Below are 25,287 nucleotides of genomic sequence, written 5' to 3'. Positions count from 1 at the left end.
GGTGAGAACGGATTAGTTTCAATTCTTTTGTAAAATGGCAAGGTGGGATTGACGTCCAATGTAAGACAAATTTTCATTCAGCAGGAGTTTGGTTATTCACCCCGGCCATTTTCTTATTTTAATCATCAAGGATTCAGGCAAAATGAGAAATCCCCTACTTTATCTTACATGTCTGCTTCTGATTATTGGACACCGCACTACCGCCCAAACCGTGCAAATTGACGCCGATGCGGCCGCACGCTACGTCTTGTCTTGCCAAAAGCCAAACGGAGCTTTTGGACCGTACGACATGGACTATACCGATCTGGCCTGGACGTATCCGGCGGTGTATACCCTAAATCTTTTAAAAGTACCCGTTCCCCACGCCGACTCCTGTTTCAAAAATGGGCAACAGGCATGGATTGAAAAAGCTCTCTGGAAAAATGGTCCCTGGTACTGGTCATTCTACCAAAAAGTGGATTTGTACCGATTGTTTGGTCAACCCGGACCGGATGAACCCGGGGTAACGACGAAAAAACCCTGGCAACTTTATTACAAACCCCGAACCAGCTACCTCGAACTACGCAAGTATTCCGAGGGGGAGTTTTTCGATCTGCCTTCGCTTTGGCACCTCGTCGGGTCAGCTAAAACAATGGGAGCCACCATTACCAATCCAGAGGTAGTAAAGTCTTTTATCACGAAACGCCAAGCGCCTGGCGGAGGCTTCGTGGAAGGCTTGGATTCCCTGGCCAGGACAACGGAGGATAACGCCCACTTGATGGCTACCTGCGAGGCGGTGATGACGCTGGCTGCCTTGGGAGTACCCATGCCGAATAAAGAGAAATGCATCGCCTGGCTCCGCGCCTGCCAGACATCATCGGGCGGTTTCCGGTGGAGTCCGTCGGCTACGGCGCACAGTAACCAACCGGACGTGTGGTACACCTGGGCCGCCATCCGGGCTTTGAAAACTTTGGGATCAAAATCAGCGGACGAAAAAGCCTGTCTGCGCTGGATCAATTCCTTACAAAATCCTGACGGCGGCTTCGGCGACCGGCCCGGCTGGAAGTCCCGGTTGTATAGTACCTATTACGCCGTGCATTCTGCGCAACTTTTAGCGGGAAACGCCCGACGTGGTATTACCCAAAAGCAAATGACTGACGAAACTACGGCGACAATTCCGGAAGGAAAGTACCGTATTTTCCAGGCGGAGCACAAGAGTCCTCCGGGCGACAGCAGTATGGTCGATGCGGCCGCTGAAATGGGTTTCAATCTTTTAGCGGTCAAGATTACGGAGAAACAAATCGATACGCTCGAAGGAATGAGCCAGATGGTGAAGCAAGCGCGTGCCTACGCCAAGCGAAAAGGCTACTCCCTGGAAATCGTGGATTTTCCCGAGAATTACAGCCATCGGCTGCAATGGCCCAGCGGACAGCGGGCCGACCATGTTTCCAATTTGCTCATTCCTCCCAATCTCTCGACCTCGGAGTTATCGGCTTACAATGCGGCTTATCAAGCGGGAAAAATTGGCCTGCCCTGGACAGACTTTAAGGAGCAGGTCATCAAACCCATGCTGAAACTGAACACGCTTTTTTACCCGGAACTCGATTATACCATGACCAACGCGTACCAAGTTTACGACGACGGCTTGGATGGACAAGCGGGCTACAACGCCATTCCGGGGGCGCACTTCGGCAATTCCGACTGGATGCGTCACTTTCCTTATAAGGAACGGTGGATCGGCCAATTGCCCATCGTGGCCGACGCCGATGCCCACGGTGACATCAACCAATGGCGGAAGTACCTCGATGAGTTTCGTAACGTATACATTGCCGAAGATTATCACTACGCAAATTACATCGACGCCGCGCAAAATGGGCGACTGGTCTGCGTGATCCGGTACGAGTCGGGCGAAATCCGGTACTACGGTGCTCCGGCGGCGGTGGCGTATCTCAAAAAACATCGCTCGGAATGGCAGTGGTGGTAGTTGGCTACCTTCTCACTCCACTTCCGATTCGTCACCTTTCTTTTTCCCGGTAGGCAAAGGCTGTCCCAGCAAATCCCGGTTGGGTGTGAAACCGTTGCCATCTACATCCACGAAAATAGGATTCGCGAGGGCAATGGGCAGCGCCGTTTTCATTTTCCCACCCGTCACCAGACCAATATTCTCGTCCTTTCCGTAAGCCATCACAATAATATGACCATCCGTTTTCAAAACCAGGGGAATGGTTTCTGCGAAAATGGCGGGTGATTTTTTGAACATGACCGGATGCGTTTTTTGGCTAAAAATAAGGCTGCTGTCCGCCCGGCCATTGACTAGAATCTGGACCGTATTGACGGGCGCCCAATCGGCGGTCAGTACTTTCACCAGAATATTGACCTTCCCGTCCTTCGCTTTAATCTCTTCACCGGGCAGCGCCCCGTTTACCCTGGCATCCAGAAAAGGCCCGTCGCTGATCACTACCCGACCTTTTTTGACCTGTTCAGCAACTTCCACCGGGTCGATTTCGGCGGGTTTGTCGTGCTTGACGTACACGTAGTTGAACAGCGAACCGCTACCATGACCCACCGTGTGATTGTCCGAATTGGCGGTGCCAAAAATCCGGTAGCCCATGTTCAGCATCTGCAGCCAGTGGAACGAGCGGGTATCCGTGTTGCCGCCATTGACTGCCTCCGGCAGATCCGCCAGCGTTTCCCGGATTTCCATGACATCCGTAATACTCTCCGTTCCGAAGCCTTTGTCTATTTCACCATCCCGATCCTTGTCAAAATATAGCCAGCCAATATTCGGGTGGTTTTGTTGCATGAGTTTGAATCGGTCTTGATCATAATGGTACAGGCGACTCATTTGTACCAGCGGGTCCTTATCCGTTTTGGGAGCGCCGTACCCGCGCCGACCCGCTTGCGTCCGCAACGGAAAAGCGATTTGGTGGTTGATGTCGCCCGGTCCGGGTCGTCCGCTTAGCTCGATACCCGCCGCTGAGGCAATCAAGTTTTGAAACCCCAACGATCCAATAACGTCGGTATAGGAGCTGATGCGGTTGTGCTCAGTAGCCGGGGCAAACTCAATTCCGGAAGCTGCCAGATTAATGATCCGGTCCTCGCGGCCCACGTTGGAATCGCCGCTACCCGTGGAGTGGTTATGCAAATCGGCAATGATCCAGTTGGGCGTCGAGAATAATCGGTTCATCTGAATCGCCAGAGGTTTGGTTTCTCCCCTAGCTACTGAAATTTTCCTGACTTCGGCCTGGTACTCCGGACCGTGTGATACAATAACCTGGTAGTTGCCCGGCGGTAGCGGTACGGTAAAATCTTTGGTGTGACTGTAAAACAAATTGAAAGCGCCTTCGCTGCGCGTGTCGGGACCCAGCATCGGATTTTTCGTTCCCTTTGTGCCCCGAAACTCCACTTTCACGGGCAGCATGTCTCCATTCGTACCGGTTACTTGTAGCAGCAACTTCGTTTGGGGCTGCATCACGAGGGAAATCGTTTTTTCCGTGGGGATCGAAATTTCCCGGCGTAAAGTATCGTGACCTGGTTTGGTAGCGTCCACGAAATAACGGCCCGGCGGCAGGTACAACCGCGCCCGCCCGGAGGCGTCAGTCAGGGAGGAAGACAGTACCGCCTCCTGCGCATCCCGAACCGTGACAAAGGCTTCCGCCACGGCTTTCCCAGATGTATTTTTCAGATCGATGTTCAGCGACGGGTACTTTTCGCCACTGAAAGTCATGTACTGATTTTGCAAATCCGCTACGTCGGCTCCGGTGAGGAGCACGCGCGAAACCGTAATCTGCTGGCCCGGCGATAGCCGCACGGAATCCTCCGCGTACTGAATTTCGTAGCCCAGTTTAATCAGGTTTTTGCGCCCCACTTTCCCTTCGGTGTAGAGTTTTTGATCGGTAGTAGCTACGCCATAAGCTGCGTGATACCAGTCGTTCTGGAGATAAGCCAGATGACTTGATTCTTTCGGAGCCACGTTGTCCACTTTGTTGTCGCAACGCAATTGATCATAGATGCGAACTGTAACGGGTTCGCTGGTTTTGTTCTCGTAAGTCGTCGTCACCCGCAGGAAACCTTCGCCGTCATTTAGGGTGTAAGTCGTCGAAGAAGTGAAGGGTTCGGCGGGCGTCGGGTACCTGATTGCCCGCAACTGAACGCTGGCCCCGGTGGCCCGCAGAACAATGATGGTGTCGGCGGAAGCCACATCTACCCGCGCGCCCTGCGGGTAGTACACCACCAATTGGTCGTTGTTGGCCCGTCGACTGGTGTAGTCGATCACCGCCCCCTGAATGGACGACACCATCTGGTTGGCCTCCCGGTCAGAATAAGCCGCCCCAATGACGGCCACGACCAGATCATTGCGCATAAGCCAGTCGCCTTCCATGCCATCCACTTCCTTCCCACCCGGAAGCAGCGAAAGGTTTTTTTGATTCAACCGAACGATTTCACCGCCGAGGACCGGGGCCACGGTGAGCAAGCAAACGACCATCAATCCCCATAAAAGAAAAGCACCTTTCCTATTCCTCATATCTTTATCTTATTCTGAAATACTTATCTTTTGAACTTTTGGTCTTTTTGCGCTTCATCAGTGCTTTGCCCGCCTCGATAGCAAGGTCGGCTTCGATGATATCGCCCCCCGAGTCGATAATGGCGGTATAGCCCTTATTCAGGGTACTTTTTACTATTTCTTTTTCGGCAAAATCCTTATCGATGGTGCGGGAACTACCCATGATCGCCATCACGCCCTTATCGTGTAAGTACGGGAAAATAGCAGGATCTTTTGGCTGCGTGTGGGTGACAAATGCGACGATATTTTCCCAGGGAACGCCCGTTTGTCCGAACCGATCGGCGGCGGCCTGGTCGGGGATGAAGACCTCCATCATCACGTCTGGATTCAAGGCATAGCTACGTTTGGCATCGTCAAAGTTGTAAGCCATAACCATCGCATTGGCCTCCGCTTTATGCTTCCTGATTTCCTCCACCCGGGCGGCAATGGGTACATCCTTCTGATCTATGATGAGTACCGTTTTGCCCTTCGCCCATTCCAATGCTTCACCAAGAGTAGGAATAGAATAGTCCGTAACCTGTCCTTCCGTGTCTTTCAGCCGAAGCTTTCTCAATTCTTCAAGCGTGTAGTCAGACACCTTTCCCTGGCCCGTGGTAGTACGGTCGAGCGTCGGATCGTGCATGAGGACAATCGCGCTGTCTTTGGTATAACGCGGGTCAATTTCCAGGATGGCCCAGGTATACTTCATTGTATTCTCGAAAGTAGCCAGGCAATTCTCGGGAAAACCAGGCCTGGGCCCACCCCGGTGAGCGCTCACAAAGGGAATTCGATCAGGACTAAAACGCAGGAAAGCCCGCAGTTGAGCGGGGCTTTCAAGGTCGAGAATGTGAAGCTTTGAAGTCTGGGCAAACGAAGTAAAGCCGGGGATAGCGAAAACGACAATCAGTAGTAAAATCCGGTATCCCCGGTCATAGATCCTGCGCATCAGTATTGGGGGTTTTGCACGAGTTTCGTGTTGTTCAGCTCGGGCAGCGGAATGGGCAGCAGTTCATTCTTCCCTGCCACAAACCCTTCCGAAGCCAGCATGGTAGCGGCGCGGCCTGTGCGCACCAGATCATACCAGCGGTGGCCTTCGGTAGCCAGTTCCAGGCGGCGCTCTTTATAGATGTTTTCCAAAGTGGCGGCTACAGAATTCAGGCCCACGCGGGCACGGACGGCGTTCAGCAGCGTAGCTGCCCGCGCCAGGTCGCCACCTCCCTGCACCAGCGCTTCCGCCTCCATGAGGTAGGTGTCGGCCAGGCGCATTTCAATGTAGTTTTGCGGGTAGTTTAGCGCGGAAGGTCCGGCCCCCTTGCTTTCAAAAACCTTCAATGGCGCGTATTTCTGAATGAAATGTCCGGTATCCTGATAGCCCGGAATATAGGTGGCTTTTTTGGCCTTCACCAGGCTATCCACATCAGCCACTGTGGCTTTGAAACGGGGGTCGTAGTGCAGCGCATTGTAAAGCCCTGGCGTAATCGGGCATCCACCCCAGCCCGAGTAGTATTCCGGGCCATTGTAGCTGCGGGGGCCAAACATTTTGCTGGCCACCAGCCCTTCTACCTTTGAAGTGTTTCCCCAGCCCGACGCGGCGATGGACGTGTGAGGTATCTCGATAATCGATTCGCTGCTGAATGGGTTATCTGGTTTGAACAAGTCGTTGAAATTTTTGACCAACTGATAGCCGTACTTGTTGGTGGCGCCTGGCGTACCGTTGACCTGAGCGAGCAGTTCGGCTGCTTTTGCCCATTTCTTTTCGAACAAATACACCTTTCCCAGCAATGCCCGGGCCATGCCCGCCGTCACGCGCCCGCCGTCGGTAGCGGCAACTATTTTATCCGGCAGGTTGGTTTCGGCAACCGCTTCGGTCAGGTCTTTTTCGATTTGTGCGTAAACGGCCTCCGGTGTGGCCTGCGTCACGTTATAAATCTCACCCGTTTCAAGTGGTGCGGTGAACATAGGTACTTTGCCAAACAGGCGCACCAGTTCAAAGTAGTAGTAGGCTCGCAGGAATTTGGCCTCGGCTGCGTATCTCTTCTTAACCGGCTCGCTAAGTCCGGGAATAGTGCCCTCCATTTTATTCAGAATGGTGTTTACCCGGGAAATACCGGCAAAATCTTTCTCCCAGAAATCGAGCTGCGGGCCGTTGGCGGCGTCCAATGTGAAGGCGTCCATGGTATTCAGAAAGGGTACATCGGAAGAGCTGCCCCCGCCGCCATAGCAATCGTCAGAGGCGGCATTCAGGCAGGCAAAGTTGCCGTACTGGGCGGTCCCTTCCCAACCCATGGGGTCATAAGCGGCCACCAAACCGTTGAAGACCTCCTCGGGATTCTTGTAGTAGTTGGTTTCGACCTGTGTCGCCTTCGTATCCACGTCCAGGAAACTCTCCTGACACGAACTCAGAAGCTGCAGGCTGGTCGCCAGCAGGGCGGTATAAATAATTTGTTGCTTTTTCATACTTTGTGTTTTTCTTAAAATTAAAAACCAAGATTGAGACCCAGCAGGAACGAGCGCGACTGCGGATAAATGGCCCGGTCGATACCATAATTGCTACCCCCGATTTCAGGATCGTAGCCAGTGTATTTGGTGAACGTAACCAAGTTGTTGCTGCTCACGTAAATCCGAGCCTTTTGCAGCCCGATTTTGCCCGAGATGGCCTTGGGCAAGGTATACCCAACCTGCATTGTTTTGATCCTGAAATAGTCTCCGCGCTCAAGATGGAAATCAGAAGGATTGGCGAAATTTTTATTTGCATCCTTGGTAGTCAGGCGGGGGTAAGAGTCCGAAGTACCCTCTCCCGTCCAGCGGTCCAAAACGCTGGTTTGCCAGTTGGCCGTGGGAATATCCAGGCGGCGCAGTCCCTGGAAAATATCGTTGCCGGCTACGCCTTGCCCGAACACCAGGAAGTCAAAGTTTTTCCAGGTAGCATTCGCGGTGAAGCCGAAAGACCAGTTAGGAATAGGATCGCCGATAAACGTGCGGTCGTCCGCATTGATCTGGCCGTCGTTGTTAATGTCCGCCCAGCGAAAATCGCCGGGTTGGGCTGCCGGCTGAACGGGCTTGCCGTCGGGGCCCGTGTAGGCTTCGATTTCCTGCTGATTTTGAAAAATACCCTGCGTCTGGAAACCGTAGAACGAGCCGATCGCATGGCCGACTGCCGTGCGGGTAAGTTCGTAGGTACTATTCTGTAAGGTAGCACCGCCCTGCAAAAACTCTTTGTCCTCACCCAGGTACTTTACTTCGTTTTTCAGGTAGGAGATATTCCCCCGCAAGTTGAGCTTTACGCCTCCGACCTGCTTGCGGTAGCCGAGTTCCAGCTCAACGCCCTGGTTGCTCATGTCGGCCACGTTTCCGAAAGATGAACCCGTCGCGCCAGCGTACCCGGGGAAGGAAACAGTCTGAAGGATGCCCGTCGTGAGTTTGTTGTACCAGTCGAAGGTCAGATTCCAATCCTGGAAAAGAACCATGTCGACTCCGAAATTAAGCTGACTGGTTTGTTCCCAGCGCAGGTCAGGATTAGCGGGAGCATCGGGGCTGTATCCGATAATATAGTTGTCGTTCCCGAAGGTGAAGTTGCGGCCGCCACCCACGGTGGACAGGTACCGGAAATTACCCAGCACATCGTTTCCCGTCAAGCCGTAGGAGGCCCGGAATTTCAGGAAACTGATGGTATTCTTGATCGTCCAGAAGTCTTCCTGGGAAGCGACCCAGCCCACGGAGGCCGATGGAAAGTAGCCGAAACGGTTGTTGAAACCAAAACGCGACGAGCCGTCCCGGCGCAGCACGCCCGTAAACAGGTACTTTTCGTTGTAATTGTAGGTCAGGCGACCGAACAATGAACTGACCTTATGGTTGATCCCTTCGTAGCCGGAAGCATTGATGTCGTTGGCCGAAGTACTGTAATTCATCGAAGCCTCCTCGAAAGTAGTGACCGGCAGATTGAAGTAGGTCACCGTGAGGCCGGAGGAATTGTTGTCGAGATAGGCCCCCTGGCCCACCAATGCCGTAAAGTCATGCTTTCCGGTGGTGCGCCGGTACGACACCGTGTTCTCCAGGTTCCAGTTCATGGTTTTTCCGTTGAAGCGGGTGAAGGAGGTTTGGGTGGATATCTGGTTGGAGTTCAGATAACTCATCGGCGAAAAACTTTCGTTGCCGTTGAAAGAAAGCGTCGTTCCTACCGTGGAGCGTAGTTTCAGCCCTTTTATTGGTTCTGCCTCCACGAACACATTCCCCACGATGTCGTCTGACCAGTTGTAGTTTCCCCGTACCGTTTGGATGAACGCCAGCGGATTGGTCACCTGCTGCGCCACATTATCAGATATTCCGTAGGGGTTCCCTGCCGCATCCCGCACCACGGGCTGCGTAGAATAAGGGACGGCATTGGCCAGTGCGGGGTCAGTAACCACGATAGGCGTCATCGGATCGAGCATGATGGCCGAACTCAGCGGTCCGCCAAAATTGCTGTTGGCGTTGACGCCACTTTTGTTATTGATGTGCGAATAACCGAGCGTTTGGCCAAAAACCAACCAGTCCTTGATTTTATGCGAAGAGTTGAGCCGGATATTATACCGCTTGAAGCCCGAGACTTCCGAGGCAACAATCCCCTCTTGGTCGTAGTAGCCGAATGAGGTATAAAAAGTGGAGCGATCGGTCCCGCCGCTAATGCTCAGTTCGTGGTTCTGAATGCGGGCGTTATTGTCAAAAATCAACTTCTGCCAATCGGTGCCCTTACCAAACGATGACGGATTGGCGAAAGGCGCTTTCTTGCCATCATTGACCGCCTGCTCGTTCATTAGCGTGGCGTATTGGGTTGCATCCAGCAAGTTGAGTTTCTTAGCCGGTGCCTGGCTGCCGTAGTAGCCGCTGTAGTTGACCCGAATTCCTCCCGAGGTACCTTTCTTGGTCGTGACCAGAATAACCCCGGCGGAAGAACGAGCGCCGTAGATGGCCGCCGAAGCAGCATCTTTCAACACTTCAATGGATTCTATATCACTTGGATTCAGGTAATCGATGCCACCTGTGCCCACCACCACGCCATCTACGACATATAGCGGGTTGCTCGCGCCTTCGTTCAGTGAAGTCGTACCCCGAATCCTGACCGTAGCCGTGGAACCGGGCGCACCCGAACTGGATGCAATCGTGAGGCCCGAAGCCCGGCCCTGCAATGCCTGTTCCAGACGCCCGATCTGTTGGTTTTCGAGGTCAGTAGCTTTCACACTGGAAATGGCGCCGGTCACCACGCTTTTCTTCTGGGTACCGTAACCCACTACCACCACTTCCTGCAACGCCTGAATGTCGGCGGTCATGGAGACGTCGAGTAGTTGACGGCCATTGAGTTCGACAGACTTGGTTACGTAACCTATATAGGAGAAAACCAGGGTATTCACGTCGTCATTCAGGCTGATTTTGTACTTTCCGTCGGCATCCGTGACCGTTCCCTGCACCGTTCCCTGCGCCACGATGCTCACGCCCGGCAGGCCCTGGCCATTTTCCTGATCCGTCACCCTCCCGCTCACCGTTTGAACTACCTTCGCGGGGACGATCCTTTCGTAAGGTTGAGTATGGCCCGAAGTGCGAACAAGATTTTCCAACTTGGAGGAAGAGTCGGAGGTTTCCCGCTGACTGGGAACTACCCGGCTTTCAGGCTCTTTGGGATAAATGACGTAGTACCTTTCCCGTAGTTTTTCATATCTCAGTCCCAGCGGATTGAGCAACCGTTGCAAACTCTCGTCGATGTTCGTCGCCTGCTCAAAGGACACCGAACTCACCGTTCTGCCTTTGACTACCTCGACTTCGTAGTTGAGGTATACCTTGTATTTTTTCTGCAGATCGCGCAGCACAGCCTGCAAGGTCCGGGCTTTCAGAGCCAGGTCAGGTTTCTGTGCTTCCAGGTGGGCTTTCTCACCGCTACCAATGGCTGGCATTACGCCGCCCATCGATAACACACCCACCCAAAGCAAGGCCTTGATAAGTAACGAATTTTTCATTGATTTTGAAGTTTATTGATTTGATAATTAAAAAGTTAACTCTTAGCCCGTACTGAATGGCACCGGCCTAGGGCTTGGTTTTGAATACGATTGTCTTCTGCTCGTAGTCGATGTCCGCGTCGAGCGTTTTGGACAGAGTCTGGAGCAGGAGCTGGACGTCATCCGCCGGGAAAGTACCCCGGAAGGTTTTTTGGCCCAGCTGACTAGTCTCGATTTTCACCTCAAAATCGTAGTTGTCTTCCAGCAACCCGGCGATTTCGTCCAACGATATATCGTCGAATATCAGCAGGTTATCCTTCCAGGCGGTGTGCGTGGCTGGGTTCACTACTTCTTTGACCAACGCCTGCTGGCTGGCCCGAACCATATCGCCCGGTTTCATCATCACGGCTTTCCCGGCTACGTTGTCCAACACCTTCACCTTGCCGGTTTTCAAAACTACCTTCGTTTCTCCGCGCCGGTGCCGCACGTCGAAGGTGGTTCCCAGCACTTCCACGGTTACCTCCTCGGTCCGTACCCGGAACTTGCGATAGGCAGGAGCCGAACCGGCTTCGGCTGTTTCCTGAACCACTTTCCTTACTTCAAAGAAAGCTTCACCTTCCAGGTGCACATCACGGCTACCCTTCTGCCAGTCTTTGGCGTAGGAAAGCCGGGAGTTGGCATTCAGGGTCACACGCGAACTATCGGGCAGAAATACAATCTTCGTCTCACCGTAACCACTGCTGATCAGCACATTGGGTTCGGAGAGCAGATTGGGATAAAGGAAAGCGACAAGGCCCGCGATCAAAGCCACCGAAGCCGCCAGCCAGTACCATCTGCGGGTATTGTACGATTGGCCCGCCAGAGGAATCACTTTCTCTCTCTCGTCGATCCTTTGTTGAATCGCGGAATTCATCCGGGCCACGCTGGCTTCGGAAATTTCATCCGGTGTAAAATCCAACGATTGGATGAGGGCTGCGGCTTCCTGCACTACCGGAACCCGGGCAGGATTTTCTTTCTGCCAGTTGGTCCAGAAAGCCGTGTTGGAAGGGTCGGGATGCCTTACCCAGTTGAGAAAGAAATCATCCGTCAGGAAATCCTCCAGAGAATAGTCGTCATACTTCATGAAGAAGAAAAGCTGTTGTACGACAGGAAATGGGAGAAAGAGCAGAAAGTATCCCTGTTTTTTTCAAAAAAATTAGAGAAAGCTGCTATTTTTTTGAAAAAGCGGCGAAACAGCGCTTATAGGAAGTAAAGCAGGATCAGAATTATGGAGCTGCCGATCAGCACATTAGAGGAGGTCATTTTCTTTTTCAGCGATCCTAGCGCCTTATAGGTCAATTTGTACACTGACTTGACGTCGATATCCATCGTATGGGCAATTTCCTCGAATGTTAGCTCATTATAGAAGCGCAGCAGTATCACTTCCCGCTGACGGCCCGAAAGACGGTCGAGTGCTTTCTGTAAAATAGAACTGGTTCGGGCCGAGGATTGCTCCACGATCAGGCGCACCTCGAAAGAATCCTCAGAAAGTACATTCTCCAGAAAAGCAGTACCGGTCGATTGCCGGTTATTTTGCGCCTGACGCCGCAGCAAAGTCCGGCGCAGTACTTTGAAGAGATAGTACCGAATCGAGTCCGTTGTCCCTAAACGTTCCCGTTTTTCCCACAGCTCCACAAAAATATCCTGAATGCAATCTTCCACAAGGTCGCGGTTCTGCGTAAGCTTAAAACCGTAGTTGTAAAGCGCTCTGACCTGCTGCTGATAGACCAGATCCAGTGCATTCCTGTCCCCCGCCCGGAAAGCATTCCACAGCTCAGAGTCGTTTGTGGCAGAAGAAGGAGACATAGGATTATTTTATCTTAAAGCAGTACGTTGCCTGGCCCGAAAGGTACGCATCGTTGCTGCGCCACTGAAATATTCCACATTAAGGAATCTTTAAAATTGAAAAATAAATTAGTTAAATACAATTATTCATTCGATAAAAGCAGGTTCTGCCATTTAACAACGGACAAAACCCAAAAAAGCGCCGGGACATGTCCCGGCGCTTTTTTGCTCTGACCAAATGCCAAGCAGAAGGCCACTTACCTATTTGTAACAAATCAGTAGTATTAAATCGAAATCTGGTACTGCATGATCAACGCCCCGCGGCGACCGTCGGTCGTCAGCCTATTCGGAGTTGACGAAGCCCGGTAGATGGGCCGGTTCTCGTAGTTCAGGCTCAGTTTCGCCGTGTGGCCTTTCATCAACCAGTTCATGCCCAAGTTCACCAGATTCATCCCCTTTTCCAGACGATCGTAGCTGGAATGCTGCACCGAGACATAAGGCTGCAAAGTACCCTGCTCACCGAGCAAACCCTCAGCCATTTTATAGCCCAGTTGTCCATAAATCACATTTCCTGTGCCAAACATCGGGTAGGCGTTGCCTTGCGTACTGCCCACGCCCGGCAGCGGTTGGGTAGTGCCCGTGGCAGGATTCATCAGGCCATTGTAGCGGAGGTAGCCTTTCCCATAGTCTGTACTGAAATAACCCAGGTATGACGAGATAGCCGTTCCTTTTTCCTTGTCGAGCGGCATATCAAGATAAGCCGCAACCGACCACAAATTAAGGTTAGTATAAACCGTATCGGAAGCAGCTGTTTCCTTGGTCCAAGTCGCATTTTTTTGCGTCACAAACCCTGCCTCCAGGTTCAACACTTTACGCTTCCCGAGGTGGGTTCCCGTCATGTAGCCGGGGGTAGTATTGTCCTCGGTATCGAAGATGTTATAGATGAACAGTCCCTGAAACTGCTTCTTGTGATTTTTACGGGCAAAGGTGGCATTCGGCCCCAGAGCGGGTGGCGTACTGCCGTTGGTTTCAATGGGAAAAGGGTCCGTCACGTCCACGCGGTAGTTGAACTTGCCCAGTTGCCCCCGGCTATACACGCTCAATTTGCGCCCAAATTCATCGGTTTGGTCGACCGTGGCCTGGGCAAAAACGGGGACATCCATGGTCATGATGGTACCGATGCTGGGCTGCGAAAAGCGTGACAAACCGCCGACGATCGTCAGGCCGCCACCGAAGCGCACAAAATTAGTACCCTGCCGATGGACTTCGTACTCGCCCAGCGCATCGTGAAAAAAGGCTGCAATCTTTCGGTTGCTGGGCGTACCGTTGGCGTTGTAGCCGGGAAAGGCGTTGTTTTTGTTAAAATTGTTCATGCCGAATTGGGTGTACAAAAACACGCGGTCGGTGATTTGCCCGAACATTTGAATGCGGGTACGGCGTAGCCCAATGTCGAAGGTCTGGGCGGCAGGGTCGCCAAGTGAGGTAGTTCCTGGATTGCTTTCGTTGAATCGCAACCAGGTCTGATTCAGAAACGTAACTTTGAAATAGTGGGAACCGGATTCGTTGAGGTTATAGCGCAGATCGTTGCGGATGTTTGGGTCTTCTTTCTTTTTTTCCTGGGCAAAGGCCGGAATAGAAATGAGGAATATTAGCCAGAGGTTATTTTTCATTCGTATCGGTACGCTTGGGTTGTGTCGGTTGTGTTTTGCCCAAAAGTACTGAAAATAAAAAACCGCGGGGACGGGCGAGCGAAGGATAGTGACCCTTCGCTCGCCCGTCCCCGCGGTCAAATACGCATCTACTTCCACCCACAGAATGGCTCAAGCCACTCTTGACCAGGGTCAATAGGTGAGCCGTCGGGCGCGTCGTTGGGCTTTAGATTGGGCATGCCCTCTTTGTCGCCTTTTTCAAATAAATCGATTTTTTGCAGAGTGTACACCAGCTGGGCGTGATCCTGTTCGGCAGGAAAAACTTGTTGCTCCTGCATCCATTCCTTCAACTGGTTGAGCTTGAAATACGCCATCGACCGCGCCGCCGAAGAAGCCGCTTCCGAAGAAGCCAGATTCATTAACTCCTGCACGACCATGCTTTCCGTCTGGCGCAGGACCGCAGCCTCGTAGGCATCGCCGCTTCCGGACCGGCTCCGTGAATTTGAGCTACGCTTCCAGGTCTGATTGACCAGCGCATCCACTACCTCGCTCAGGCCGGGCAACGACGGGTCCACCGCTTTCTGCGCTTCCAGCCGACTGGCGCGCTGCGGGTGCAGCACAAAACTCAAAGTCAAAGCAGTAGCTGCTTCGGCGGGAGCCAGCGGATCAAACGTCAGGCCTGTCCGACCTGAGAATAATTCGCGTGAATTCCCATCGAAGCCAAACGGACGCGGGGGTAGCAAGGCCAGAATCGGACGGGGCAAAGCCAGTACTTCGGGCTGCATGGAGGCCAACACGGCTTGCAAAGCGCGCCGCTGCTCGCGTCCGTCCACGGGCTTTTGGGCCACTTGTCCGTCGCCGCGCAGGGCGTACGTGTAGTCCACGCCGCCGATCACCTTAGCGGCCGCCTCTACCTGGTAACGATGGAAAAGGTACATTGGCACCAGCACTTCCTGCAAAGTGGCCAGCGGCATTCCAACCGGAATTTTCTTTTCCGAGAAATTGTCCAGGGCGATTTGCCGCACTTTCATAACTCGGTCCAACTCGTCCACCGCATTGCGACCGCCATCCCAAAGGTGGGTTTTGGAATGCGAACTACCCGCCGGGCGAGCGTCCTGATCCGTAAGGAAACCTTCGCCGATTTTCAGATAGTCGGTGATGATTTTACTCAGAGAATCCTTCTCGTTACTACCCTTCGGAAACTCGCGGTAGGCGTAGTTGATCGCGATTTTATCCCAGGAACCAATGCCTTTGGCGTAAGAATCCGACAGGTCGAGCGTGCCGTCACTCTTGATATCTACCTGCGGGTGCGGGTAGTCCATCACCGAAGCGCGACCATTGGTGCTGGCAATGTAGTTGTGCGGTAGTCCCAGCGTGTGGCCCACCTCGTGCGCCGCCAACTGCCGCAGCCGCGCCAGCGAGAGCGCCATCATTTCGTCTGACACTTTTTTCCCTTCTTCGTACTTAGCCACCAGCCCCTGGGCGATCAGGAAATCCTGCCGTACCCGCAGCGAGCCGAGAGTCACCTTTCCCTTCAGAATCTCACCCGTGCGCGGGTCCGAAATACTCCCGCCGTACGACCAACCGCGCGTGGAGCGGTGCACCCACTGAATCAGATTGTAGCGGATGTCCATCGGGTCGGCATCAGGGGGCAGGAGTTTGACCTGAAAGGCATTCTTGTAGCCCGCCGCCTCGAAGGCCTGATTCCACCAGGCCGTACCTTCCATCAATGCCGAACGGATGGGCTCGGGTGCACCGGGATCCATATAGTAGATAATCGGCTTCACCGCCTCGCTCACGGCGGCGTTGGGATTTTTCTTCTGCAAACGGTGGCGCGAAATGTAGCGCTTGATGAGCGGATCGCCCACCGGCGAGGCGTAGTCGAAAAACTCAATGCCATTCACGCCCGACCGCGGGTCGAAGGCGCGGGTTTGGTAGCCGTCGTCGGGCAACTCGACAAACGAATGGTGCTGGTGCATGGTGACGGCATTGGCCGAAGGTACCACCGACCGCAGGTAGCCCCCCGGATTATCACCCGTGAGGGTAATGAGGGTTTCGAATTCGGTGTTTTTGGGAAAATTCTTAGTCCGGTCCATGAACAAGGCCGAGCGGGAGGCATCCATTTTGAAAGTACCCTGCTTGGTACGGCTGATGGCCTGGGCGGCATTGACAGCATCCTGCATCAAAAAAGGCGTGAGTTCCACCAGCACGCGATTGCCCGATTCGGCGGCGACCTCAAAGCCCCACAGCACCGACTGCGCAAAGGATTCGGCAACCGCCTGCCGCTCAAGCGGGTCGTCAGACAGAGCACGGTAGGCGTAGTTGGGCTCCACCATCAGGATTTTTGGTCCGCTGCGCTGGAACTTTACAATGTGTTCGTTGCCCAGTCGCCCCCGGTCGAGGCCGATGTCGTTGGAGCCCACCCCCTGGGCCAGCGTCGGGTAGTAGAGTAGTTCCGTATCCAGCTTACTGATTTCCAGCCAGATCTTACCTTTTTTGGCATCGTAGTAAAACGGCATGTAGCCGTCCTGTTTCGTCATGCCTTCGGTATGTTTTTCGATGGTGGGCGTTTGCGCCCGAACCCCCAGACTAGTCAGTAATGCGGCCAGCAGAAGATAGTAGTATCGTATTTGCATAGTTTTGTTTTTAGGGTTCAATATAAGGGGAATGGTGGAAAGGATAAAGGCCGGGAGCGGATATTCTGAGTTTAGTGATAGAAAATGTAAGGGAGGTGATTTTTAGGATTGTAAGGTTGTTTCTATTGGAAAAACTACTGCTTCCTCGAAAACGGACGCTAAGGATATTTTAACGCAAAGAGATGGACCTGGATGTTGGCTTAGCGAGTCAATAAATTGTTTCAAGGGTGTTCCTGCTTCTTGCGGTTGGAACGACTTTTTTTACAAAAAAGAGCATCCAAAAAACAGAGACAATTGCCCACTCATCCACATCCGATTCAACTAGCGAAATTCCTATGAATAAAGTAACGCTCGCCCTCGACTGGACGCCCAATACCAACCATACTGGCTTTTTTGTGGCAAAGGAACTGGGTTTTTACACTGAAGCCGGATTGGATGTCGACATTCTATCCCCAGCCAGCGACGGGTACGCTACCACACCAGCGAAGAAACTTGAGTTGGGCGAATGCGATTTTGCCATCGCACCTTTTGAGAGTGTCATCAGCCTGAATACCAAAGCCAGAAAAGTAAACGCGTTTGCGATCGCCGCTCTATTACAAGAAGACATCAGCTCCATCGTGACCCTGACCGGCAGCGGGATTACCCGCCCCCGCGATTTGTCCGGGCGTACCTACGCGTCTTACCAGGCCAGATATGAGGATGCCATCGTGACACAAATGATTATTAACGATGGCGGCACCGGGGACCTTGACATCGTGTATCCAGCCAAGCTTGGAATCTGGGATACACTGGTAAACAACGAAGCAGATTCGACGTGGATATTCGACAATTGGGAGGGAATAGAGGCGGAAAGCAACGGGCTACCCCTTACTCATTTCAGATTGGCTGACTACGGCATCCCATACGCCTACTCGCCGGTCATTCTGACGACCAAAGAGGGCCTATCAGAAAACACTGAAGTGTACAAAGCCTTTCTGCAAGCGACCAAGCGGGGATTTCAATCGGCAATCGCCAAGCCGACGCAGGCCGTCGGTATCCTTACCAACCACCTGCCCGAGCGGGATATCAAGATGATCAACGTGGGCAAAAGTCAAGAATACGTATTGCCTTACTACGGAAACGAGGGAAATTGGGGCGTTATGGAGAAAAGTCGTATCGACCGATTTCTGAACTGGCTGGTGGAGCATAAGTTAGAGGATGAAGCTGTACTTCACTTTGAGCTTTTTACCAATAGTCTTCTTAAATAAATACGGGTGTCTTATAGGTAGCTCCCTTCATGATCGAAATGGAAAAATCAGTTGACCACAAAACGGTAGTGAGCGAATTCCGCGTGCCCCCCGGCATCATTCGAAGGTAGACTACGATCGTTTGAAGGCTGAATTGGGAAAGCGGATTCCATAATTCCATAAACATTCCTATCTTTACTAGCACATTTTTCATTAGCTAGCTTCCTCCCTTTGCCCACACAGCCCATTCAACGCAGCCTGCTTCAAACAGAAGACACCGAACGCTGGAACGCGTTTCGGGATGGCGACCGCGCGGCTTTCGGGCAAATCTATGACCAGCACATTCAGGAATTGCTCTCGTATGGGTATCGAATCACCAACGACCGCCAACTGATTCGAGACAGCATCCAGGATCTGTTCCTGCACCTTTGGGCACACCGCGGTAACCTCTCTCCCACCGACTCAGTAAAGTTCTACCTTTACCGATCACTGCGCAATCGGATCATCCGCAACGCCGGAAAATCTTCCCAATTGGCGACCGACCTGCAATTGGCCCCTCAGGATATTCTGGCAGAGCTGTCCGTAGAGAACACCTGGATTGCGCAGGAGAAGCAAACGGAACAGGCAGCCAGGCTACGCGCTGCTATCGACCGCTTGCCCAAGCGGCAGCAGGAAGTAATTCAGCTACGCTATTATCATGATTTCAATGCTGATGAAATAGCCAAACTTCTGGAAATCAACAATCAGTCGGTGCGAAATTTACTATACCAGGCGATCGGACGCTTGCGTGATTTCTTCGGCGAAGGATTCTTCCTCCTCTTTGTTCTTGCCGAATTTTTCAAAAAACTTTAAATTTTTTTTACAAAAAACAGTACAAAAAGACTTTCCCCCGATTTAGGGGGCAAGAACGATTTGTACTATGTATCAAAAATACGCCTCCTTCCAAACCGCCGACTTTGTGGCCGACGCCGATTTCATTGAATGGGTTCGTCGGCCAACAGCTTCCTCCAATCAGTATTGGCAGGAGTACCTGGAAGTATTCCCTTACCAGCAGCCAGTACTGCAGCAGGCCCGGCAAACGGTTCAATTGCTGATCGAGGAAGGCAGAGCGATCCCCCCCGCTTCGGAAGAAGCGGAGCAAATCTGGGAGGCTATCGAGGAAAACCTGTCTGCTTCGCCAATTCGTAGAATGGGTTTTATGGCCAATGGCTGGCAACGTTGGGCGGCAGCGGCGGCGGTAGTTCTGGCGTTGGGCGTGAGTTGGTACTTGATCGCTTTTTCAAATTCAGGCGCGCCAGAGTCCTATCAGGCACTTGTGAGGGAGGCGGAATCCATTCAGCCTTTGCAAGAGGTAGTCAATACTTCTGCTCAGCCACGCCTGGTCGAACTTCCCGATGGAAGTACCATCACACTCGAAAAAGATAGCCGGTTGAGTTTTGCAAAAAGCTTTGTGGGTAAAAACCGCGAGGTCTACCTGACCGGGGCCGCCTTTTTCGACGTGACTAAAAATCCTGACAAGCCTTTTTTAGTCTATACCAATGAATTAGTCACCAAGGTTTTGGGCACCAGCTTTCGGATACAGGCTTTTGAAAAAGCGAAGAATATAGTGGTGTCAGTCAAAACCGGACGGGTGTCGGTGTATCCTAAAAAAGCAAAAAAAAACACGGACCCCGAAACGGCAGGGATGCTGCTTACGCCTAACCAGGAAGTCAACTTTGCCCGCGCCGAAGAGCGTTTCAACCGGACACTCATAGATAAGCCAACTGTGTTGCTCACCAAAGAAGAATTGCGACAATATTCCTTCGACGATGCCCCCGTCAGCCAGATTTTCGCGGCCCTGGAAAAAGCGTATGGCGTGGATATCGTCTTCGACGAAGAAGTCATGGCCAGCTGCCACCTGACTACCTCGCTCTCCGCCGAAACACTATTCGACAAGCTGGAAGTGATTTGTGAAGGCATCGGCGCCACCTACAAAGTGGTGGACGCGCAGGTAGTAGTCACCGGGAGGGGATGTAATCAATATTGAATGATAGAATGAGTGAATATTGCTTTCGCCAGCTTACGTCTATTCTATCATTCTATCATTCTATCATTTAAAACAAAATAATGCCTATGTAACAAACTACCTAATCCAAAAAAAGGCCAGCGACGGTTGCAGCGTCGCTGGCCTGAAAAAAGATTCCTCGCTTTGTGTTTGCAGCACAAACCGTTTGCAGCGGTGGCAAGGAGTGTTTTTGCGATCTCTTAAAACCCAAAAACCTTTCAAACAATGAAAAAAACCTTACAAAAACAAGGAAAACTGTTCCTGCTCATGAAAATCTCGCTTGTTCAGCTCTGCATTGCGTTGATTTTCGCGGGGCTTACCCAAGCCCGCGACGCCTCGGCGCAAGAACTGCTGAATCAGAAGGTAAGTCTGAACGCGGTGAACCGTGAAGTCAAGTCCGTACTATCGGACATCGAGCAGAAAACCAAGGTTCGCTTCACGTACCGCCCCCGGCTCATTGAGAATGAGCCCCATGTGACGCTGTCGGCCCAAAATGAACCCTTAGGTGAGGTACTGGAAAAATTGCTGACACCGCTGAAACTGAAGTACAAAGTAATCGGTAAGGAAATCGTCCTGAGTAAATTGGCGGTTTCTTACGAAATTTCTAAGCCTCTGTTGCTGATTCCGGTCGTTCCGCCCGACCGCCGAATCACCGGAACTGTTACAGACGAAAAGGGCGCCGGATTACCCGGCGTGAGCATAGTCGTGAAAAGTACCCAGCGCGGTACCACGACAAATGTAGACGGTGAATATACCATTAATCTACCCGATGGCCCCGCCACCCTGATTTTCTCCTATGTGGGGTACCTATCCCGAGAAATAGCGGTAGGAAACCAAACCACGATAGATATTTCCCTCGAAGCTGACACTAAAGCCCTGGAAGAGTTAGTGGTGGTTGGCTACGGTACCGTGCAAAAGAAGGATCTCACGGGGGCAGTTTCGATGGTACAGGGCGAAGCTATCACCAACCGCAAAACGACCCAGATTTCACAGGCCCTTCAGGGCTCTATGCCCGGTGTGATGGTGACGCGCAGCAGTAACGCACCGGGCGCGACTGCTCAGATCCGGGTGCGGGGCATTACCACGATCACTGACGCGGGTGCCAATCCCCTCATTATCCTGGATGGTGTCCCGATTGACGACATCAATTCCATAAACCCCAACGACGTCGAGAGCATCTCAGTCCTTAAAGACGCCGCCTCGGCTTCAATTTATGGCTCACGGGCGGCAGCCGGCGTCATTCTTGTTACGACCAAGCGAGCCAAGAACGGACAACTGAACCTGGAGTACACAGCGGAGTATGGTTTAGAAAAACCCACGGTACTTCCTGACTATGTCGATGTAGTGCGCTACATGCAGCTTTCCAACGAGTTGCGCTGGAACGATAACAATAATAACGCCAATGAGTACCCTACGTATTCCAAAGACGTCGTAGATAACTACTCCCGGTTGCACGCCGAGGACCCAGACTTATACCCCAATACCGACTGGCGATCGCTGATTTTGCGAAATTCTGCTCCCAGAAACAGCCACATTTTGAGCATTTCTGCAGCAGGAAAGGCCATCAGTACCCGTGTTTCGCTGGGGTACGATAAGACCGAAGCACTCTATGCCGACCGGGACTACCAGCGAGTGACCGCCCGGATCAACAACGATATCACCATCAATAAATTTCTGTCGGCATCTGTCGACCTGAACTTCCGGCGCTCGGTGGTCAAACAACCTACTGTCGATCCCCTTTACCGGGTCGGAATCACTCCGCCCATTTATGCTGCAACGTGGGCCGATGGCCGGTTAGCTTCCGGTAAAGACGGAGATAATATCTACGGTATGTTGCATTACGGCGGATTTAATCACGCCTGGTACAACCAGGTAGGGGGAAAAATAGGCATTAATTTCACCCCAATTGCTGGCTTGAAATTCTCGGGAATACTTTCTCCTTTTTTCAACTTCGATAAGGTGAAAAATTTCAGAACCAAAGTACCCTACTCGGCCTCGAACGATCCGGATCGCCAGTTGGGATTTCTGAACGGATATAACCAAACCAACCTGGACGAGGATCGCAACGACAACTACCGATATACTACCCAATTCCTGGCCAACTATGACAAACAGTTTGGCAAGAATGGATTTAGCCTCCTGGCTGGTTACGAATACTACTACGCCTTCAACGAGAGGCTTGGGGCTTCCCGGGATCAGTACCTGCTGAGCTCGTACCCATACCTGGACATCGGCCCCCTGGAATTTCGTAACAACAGCGGAGGAGCCTCGGAGAATGCCTACCGCTCCTGGTTTGGGCGGGTGATGTACAACTACAACAGTAAGTACCTATTCCAGGCCAACATCCGGTACGACGCCTCTTCCCGCTTTGCTCCGGGATACCGCTGGGGGGCCTTCCCATCCTTTTCGGCGGGCTGGGCTGTCTCCGAAGAGTCGTTCATGAAGGGCAGCGTTTCCAAGTGGCTCTCTTACCTTAAACTACGTGCCTCCTGGGGTTCTCTGGGTAACGAACGGATCGGTAACTACCCCTATCATTCCATTCTGCAGTTCGAGAACAACTCTTTGTTCTACCGGGGGAATGATATTATATCTGCCCAATCAGCCGCCCAGTGGCAGTACGCCATCCGGGATATATCCTGGGAAACGACTGAGTCGTTCGACATTGGTTTTGATGCCAACTTTTTTCAGGATCGCCTGAAAGTGACAGGCGATTACTACAAGAAAACAACCCGGGATATGCTTCTGCAGCTCCAGATTCCTATGTTCCTGGGATTTGACAATCCTAACCAAAACACCGGAAAGATGCACACCAATGGGTGGGAAGGACAGATTAGCTGGAACGAACGCAAGGGTGACTTCAGCTATTCGGCCTCCTTCAACCTATCCGATTTCCGTTCGAAAATGGGCGACTTGGGCGGAACGGAATTCCTGGGTGATCAAATCAAGATTCAAGGTAGCGAATTCAACGAATGGTTTGGATACGTCTCTGATGGGCTTTACCAAACCCAGGACGAAGTGGACAACTCGCCCAAACTCAACGCCAATGTGAAGCCGGGCGACGTGAAGTACCGGGATATAAGTGGCCCCGAAGGGACACCCGACGGGCGCATCTCGCCCGAATACGATCGCGTCCTGCTGGGCGGATCTCTACCCCGGCTCATGTACGGAGCCAATTTTAACCTGAGCTACAAGAACTGGAGCCTGGGGGTGGTACTTCAAGGGGTGGGTAAACAAAACTCGCGCTTAGGCTCGCATATCGTAAGGCCTTTGCAGGAAAACTGGGGAAACTTCCCGGCGATCCTCGACGGCAACTCGTGGAGTTCTTACAATACCGAGGAGCAGAACCGCAACGCCATCTACCCCCGGTATACCAATACGCTGTCCGGTAACAACTACACCATGTCCGACTTCTGGCTTATCAACGGAGCCTACTTACGAATGAAAAACATCAGTTTGAGTTACAGAATACCCAATGCACTTACCAAGCGGATAGGTATCCAGAACCTCCGCCTGTACGGCACCGCAACCGATGTATTTTCTATCCACAATTTCCCAAAAGGCTGGGACCCAGAAATGAGTTCTTTCTCCTACCCGATCACCACTTCCATCGTTTTTGGGGTTTCTGTTCAATTTTAATCCGATTAATCATGAAAAGCAATATACTTTTATTTTGTACGCTCCTCCTCGCCCTGGGCTCCTGCGACTCGCTGGACCTGAATCCGCTTTCACAGGGTTCCAGTGAAACCTGGAACTCCAACGCTGATGAAATCGAGATGTCCCTGAACGGTATTTACAAAGATGCCTTCTGGATGACCGACGACGACGCCTGGACTGATGACCAGAACTACCGGGACAACCTAACAGAGATCACCAACGCTACGCTGACCGGTCAAGCTGGTTTTATCCGCACCTGGTGGCTCAATACGTACAAGGCAATCTCGAGAGTGAACCTTGTCATCAGCAGCGTAGACAGAGCTTCTGGCTCGCTTACACAAGCCCAAATAGATCGCTACCGGGCCGAGGCCCGGTACCTGCGAGCATGCCAGTATTCCCGGCTACTTTCGCACTTCGGCAACATTGTCTATACCGACGAGCCACTGGACATAGAGGAGGCGCTGGCCTTGAAGCAAGCCGACCCGCAAATGGTACTTCAGAAGATCTATGAGGATTTTGATTTTGCCGCGGCCCAACTACCCACCAGCTCTAGTTCTTCCCAGGTCAAGCGCGCTACGGCTGGTGCCGCGCTGGCGATGAAGGCCCGCATTGCGCTGCATATGGGCGACTGGGCCACGGCCGCTCAAGCTGCCAAAGCCTGTATGGATTTGGGTAAATACCAGCTGCATTCTGATTTCGGAGATCTGTTTTTGACAAAAACCAAAAATTCGCCCGAAACGATTTTCAGCCTACCTCGCTCCCTAGCCCTCAACGTAACCTTAGGAGGCCGACAAAACTACGTACCTCGCCTGGGCGGCGGCTGGGGGGCCATCTACCCTTCCTGGGAACTCTTTTGCTCCTTTCTTTGCACGGATGGGCTGCCTGTGGACGAATCGCCTTTGTTCAATCCGCACCAACCTTTCGAAAACCGCGATCCCCGTTGCACGGCCACCATTGTAGAATTCGGTACGCCTCATCTTGGTTTCGTTTACCAGCCACATCCGGATTCTCTACGGGTATTGAACCTCAACACCAACGCGTTCGTAATGAATAACGACACTCGCGCCAACGCCCAGTTTGCCTCGTTCAACGGAATGCTCTGGAAAAAAGGCGTGGCCGAAGATTGGCGGCAGAATAACTGGCAGATCGAGCAGGAAAAAATCATCATCCGCTACGCCGATGTGGTACTTATGTACGCAGAAGCGAAAATTGAATTAAACGATATTGATCAATCCGTGCTGGATGCCATCAATGCGGTGTGGGCTCGCGCGTACAAAGTAAAGCCTTCCAATACCGCGGCTTATCCGGCTGTCACTACGCAAAGCCAAAGCGAGCTCCGTAAGATTGTCCGAATTGAACGTCGGATGGAGTTTGCCATGGAAGGCATCCGGTACATGGACATCATCCGCTGGAAACTGGCCGAAAAGGTACTTAACCTACCCGTGTATGGTATGCTCGATCCCAACGAGCTCCGCGAAAAAGTAGTGAAGCCCGGGCTATGGTTTTTCCCCCAGGTTCCCCCCGTCGACGAAGACGGTGTTTCTGATTTTGGTCCAATGTATCGGGCTGGACTCATCAAACAGATCACGGTCCGGAAATTCGATCCCTCTCGCCAGTACTTGTGGCCCATTCCCACGCCCGAAGTACTTACGAGTGGATTGGCACAAAATCCTAACTATTGATCCGAACCTACTTCCCACAACGGCATAAAAACAATCAAATGCTGCTGGAAATAAGGCCAATCTTAGTGTAATGTGTGTCTTCGA

At 52.4% G+C, this 25,287-nt stretch carries 14 protein-coding genes; 6 read left to right on the top strand and 8 right to left on the bottom strand.

Annotation, left to right across the window (positions count from 1 at the left end; genetic code table 11):
• Positions 1-142 precede the first annotated feature (142 nt).
• Positions 143-1,963, top strand: coding sequence for a prenyltransferase/squalene oxidase repeat-containing protein (locus tag IE117_RS14680; protein ID WP_189565181.1), 1,821 nt, complete (start codon positions 143-145; stop codon positions 1,961-1,963).
• A 12-nt stretch (positions 1,964-1,975) separates the two neighbouring features.
• Here IE117_RS14680 and IE117_RS14675 read toward each other — a convergent pair whose 3' ends face one another.
• The 8 genes from IE117_RS14675 to IE117_RS14640 form a co-directional block, all read right to left on the bottom strand.
• Positions 1,976-4,504 (bottom strand): CehA/McbA family metallohydrolase, encoded by a 2,529-nt coding sequence (locus IE117_RS14675; RefSeq protein ID WP_189565180.1) that lies wholly within the window; start codon positions 4,502-4,504, stop codon positions 1,976-1,978.
• 4 nt (positions 4,505-4,508) lie between these two features.
• The gene (locus IE117_RS14670) at positions 4,509-5,468 is read right to left on the bottom strand and encodes a glycerophosphodiester phosphodiesterase family protein (protein ID WP_189565179.1); all 960 of its coding nucleotides are present in this window, start codon (positions 5,466-5,468) and stop codon (positions 4,509-4,511) included.
• Complete coding sequence (locus tag IE117_RS14665; RefSeq protein WP_189565178.1) at positions 5,468-6,979, bottom strand: RagB/SusD family nutrient uptake outer membrane protein; 1,512 nt, start codon at positions 6,977-6,979, stop codon at positions 5,468-5,470. Before IE117_RS14665 ends, IE117_RS14670 begins: the two co-directional genes overlap by 1 nt.
• 20 nt (positions 6,980-6,999) lie before the next feature.
• Positions 7,000-10,509 carry a SusC/RagA family TonB-linked outer membrane protein gene (locus IE117_RS14660; protein WP_229580890.1) on the bottom strand — a complete coding sequence of 1,170 codons (3,510 nt, stop codon included), beginning with the start codon at positions 10,507-10,509 and terminating at the stop codon, positions 7,000-7,002.
• Positions 10,510-10,576: 67 nt separating this feature from the next.
• A complete protein-coding gene (locus tag IE117_RS14655) occupies positions 10,577-11,611 on the bottom strand; it encodes a FecR family protein (protein ID WP_189565177.1) in 1,035 nt (344 codons plus the stop codon).
• 116 nt (positions 11,612-11,727) lie between these two features.
• Positions 11,728-12,333, bottom strand: a complete 606-nt coding sequence (locus tag IE117_RS14650) for an RNA polymerase sigma factor (RefSeq protein ID WP_189565176.1) — start codon at positions 12,331-12,333, stop codon at positions 11,728-11,730.
• Between the two features lie 263 nt (positions 12,334-12,596).
• The gene (locus IE117_RS14645) at positions 12,597-13,982 is read right to left on the bottom strand and encodes a hypothetical protein (protein WP_189565175.1); all 1,386 of its coding nucleotides are present in this window, start codon (positions 13,980-13,982) and stop codon (positions 12,597-12,599) included.
• Positions 13,983-14,110: 128 nt separating this feature from the next.
• Positions 14,111-16,597 carry a zinc-dependent metalloprotease gene (locus tag IE117_RS14640; RefSeq protein ID WP_189565174.1) on the bottom strand — a complete coding sequence of 829 codons (2,487 nt, stop codon included), beginning with the start codon at positions 16,595-16,597 and terminating at the stop codon, positions 14,111-14,113.
• 335 nt (positions 16,598-16,932) lie between these two features.
• On the opposite strand from IE117_RS14640, the gene IE117_RS14635 reads away from it, so the two are divergent.
• From IE117_RS14635 to IE117_RS14615, 5 genes are all read left to right on the top strand, one after another.
• Complete coding sequence (locus tag IE117_RS14635; RefSeq protein WP_189565173.1) at positions 16,933-17,844, top strand: ABC transporter substrate-binding protein; 912 nt, start codon at positions 16,933-16,935, stop codon at positions 17,842-17,844.
• Positions 17,845-18,054: 210 nt separating this feature from the next.
• Complete coding sequence (locus tag IE117_RS14630; protein WP_189565172.1) at positions 18,055-18,675, top strand: RNA polymerase sigma factor; 621 nt, start codon at positions 18,055-18,057, stop codon at positions 18,673-18,675.
• Between the two features lie 67 nt (positions 18,676-18,742).
• The gene (locus IE117_RS14625) at positions 18,743-19,849 is read left to right on the top strand and encodes a FecR family protein (RefSeq protein ID WP_189565171.1); all 1,107 of its coding nucleotides are present in this window, start codon (positions 18,743-18,745) and stop codon (positions 19,847-19,849) included.
• Positions 19,850-20,092: 243 nt separating this feature from the next.
• Positions 20,093-23,503, top strand: a complete 3,411-nt coding sequence (locus IE117_RS14620) for a TonB-dependent receptor (RefSeq protein ID WP_189565170.1) — start codon at positions 20,093-20,095, stop codon at positions 23,501-23,503.
• An 11-nt stretch (positions 23,504-23,514) separates the two neighbouring features.
• A complete protein-coding gene (locus IE117_RS14615; RefSeq protein WP_189565169.1) occupies positions 23,515-25,203 on the top strand; it encodes a RagB/SusD family nutrient uptake outer membrane protein in 1,689 nt (562 codons plus the stop codon).
• The last annotated feature ends 84 nt before the right edge of the window (positions 25,204-25,287 follow it).

Source organism: Persicitalea jodogahamensis (genome assembly GCF_014651615.1).
Lineage (GTDB): Bacteria > Bacteroidota > Bacteroidia > Cytophagales > Spirosomataceae > Persicitalea > Persicitalea jodogahamensis.
The sequence above is the reverse complement of the archived record's forward strand: the minus strand, read 5'-3'. Positions and strand labels throughout refer to the sequence as shown.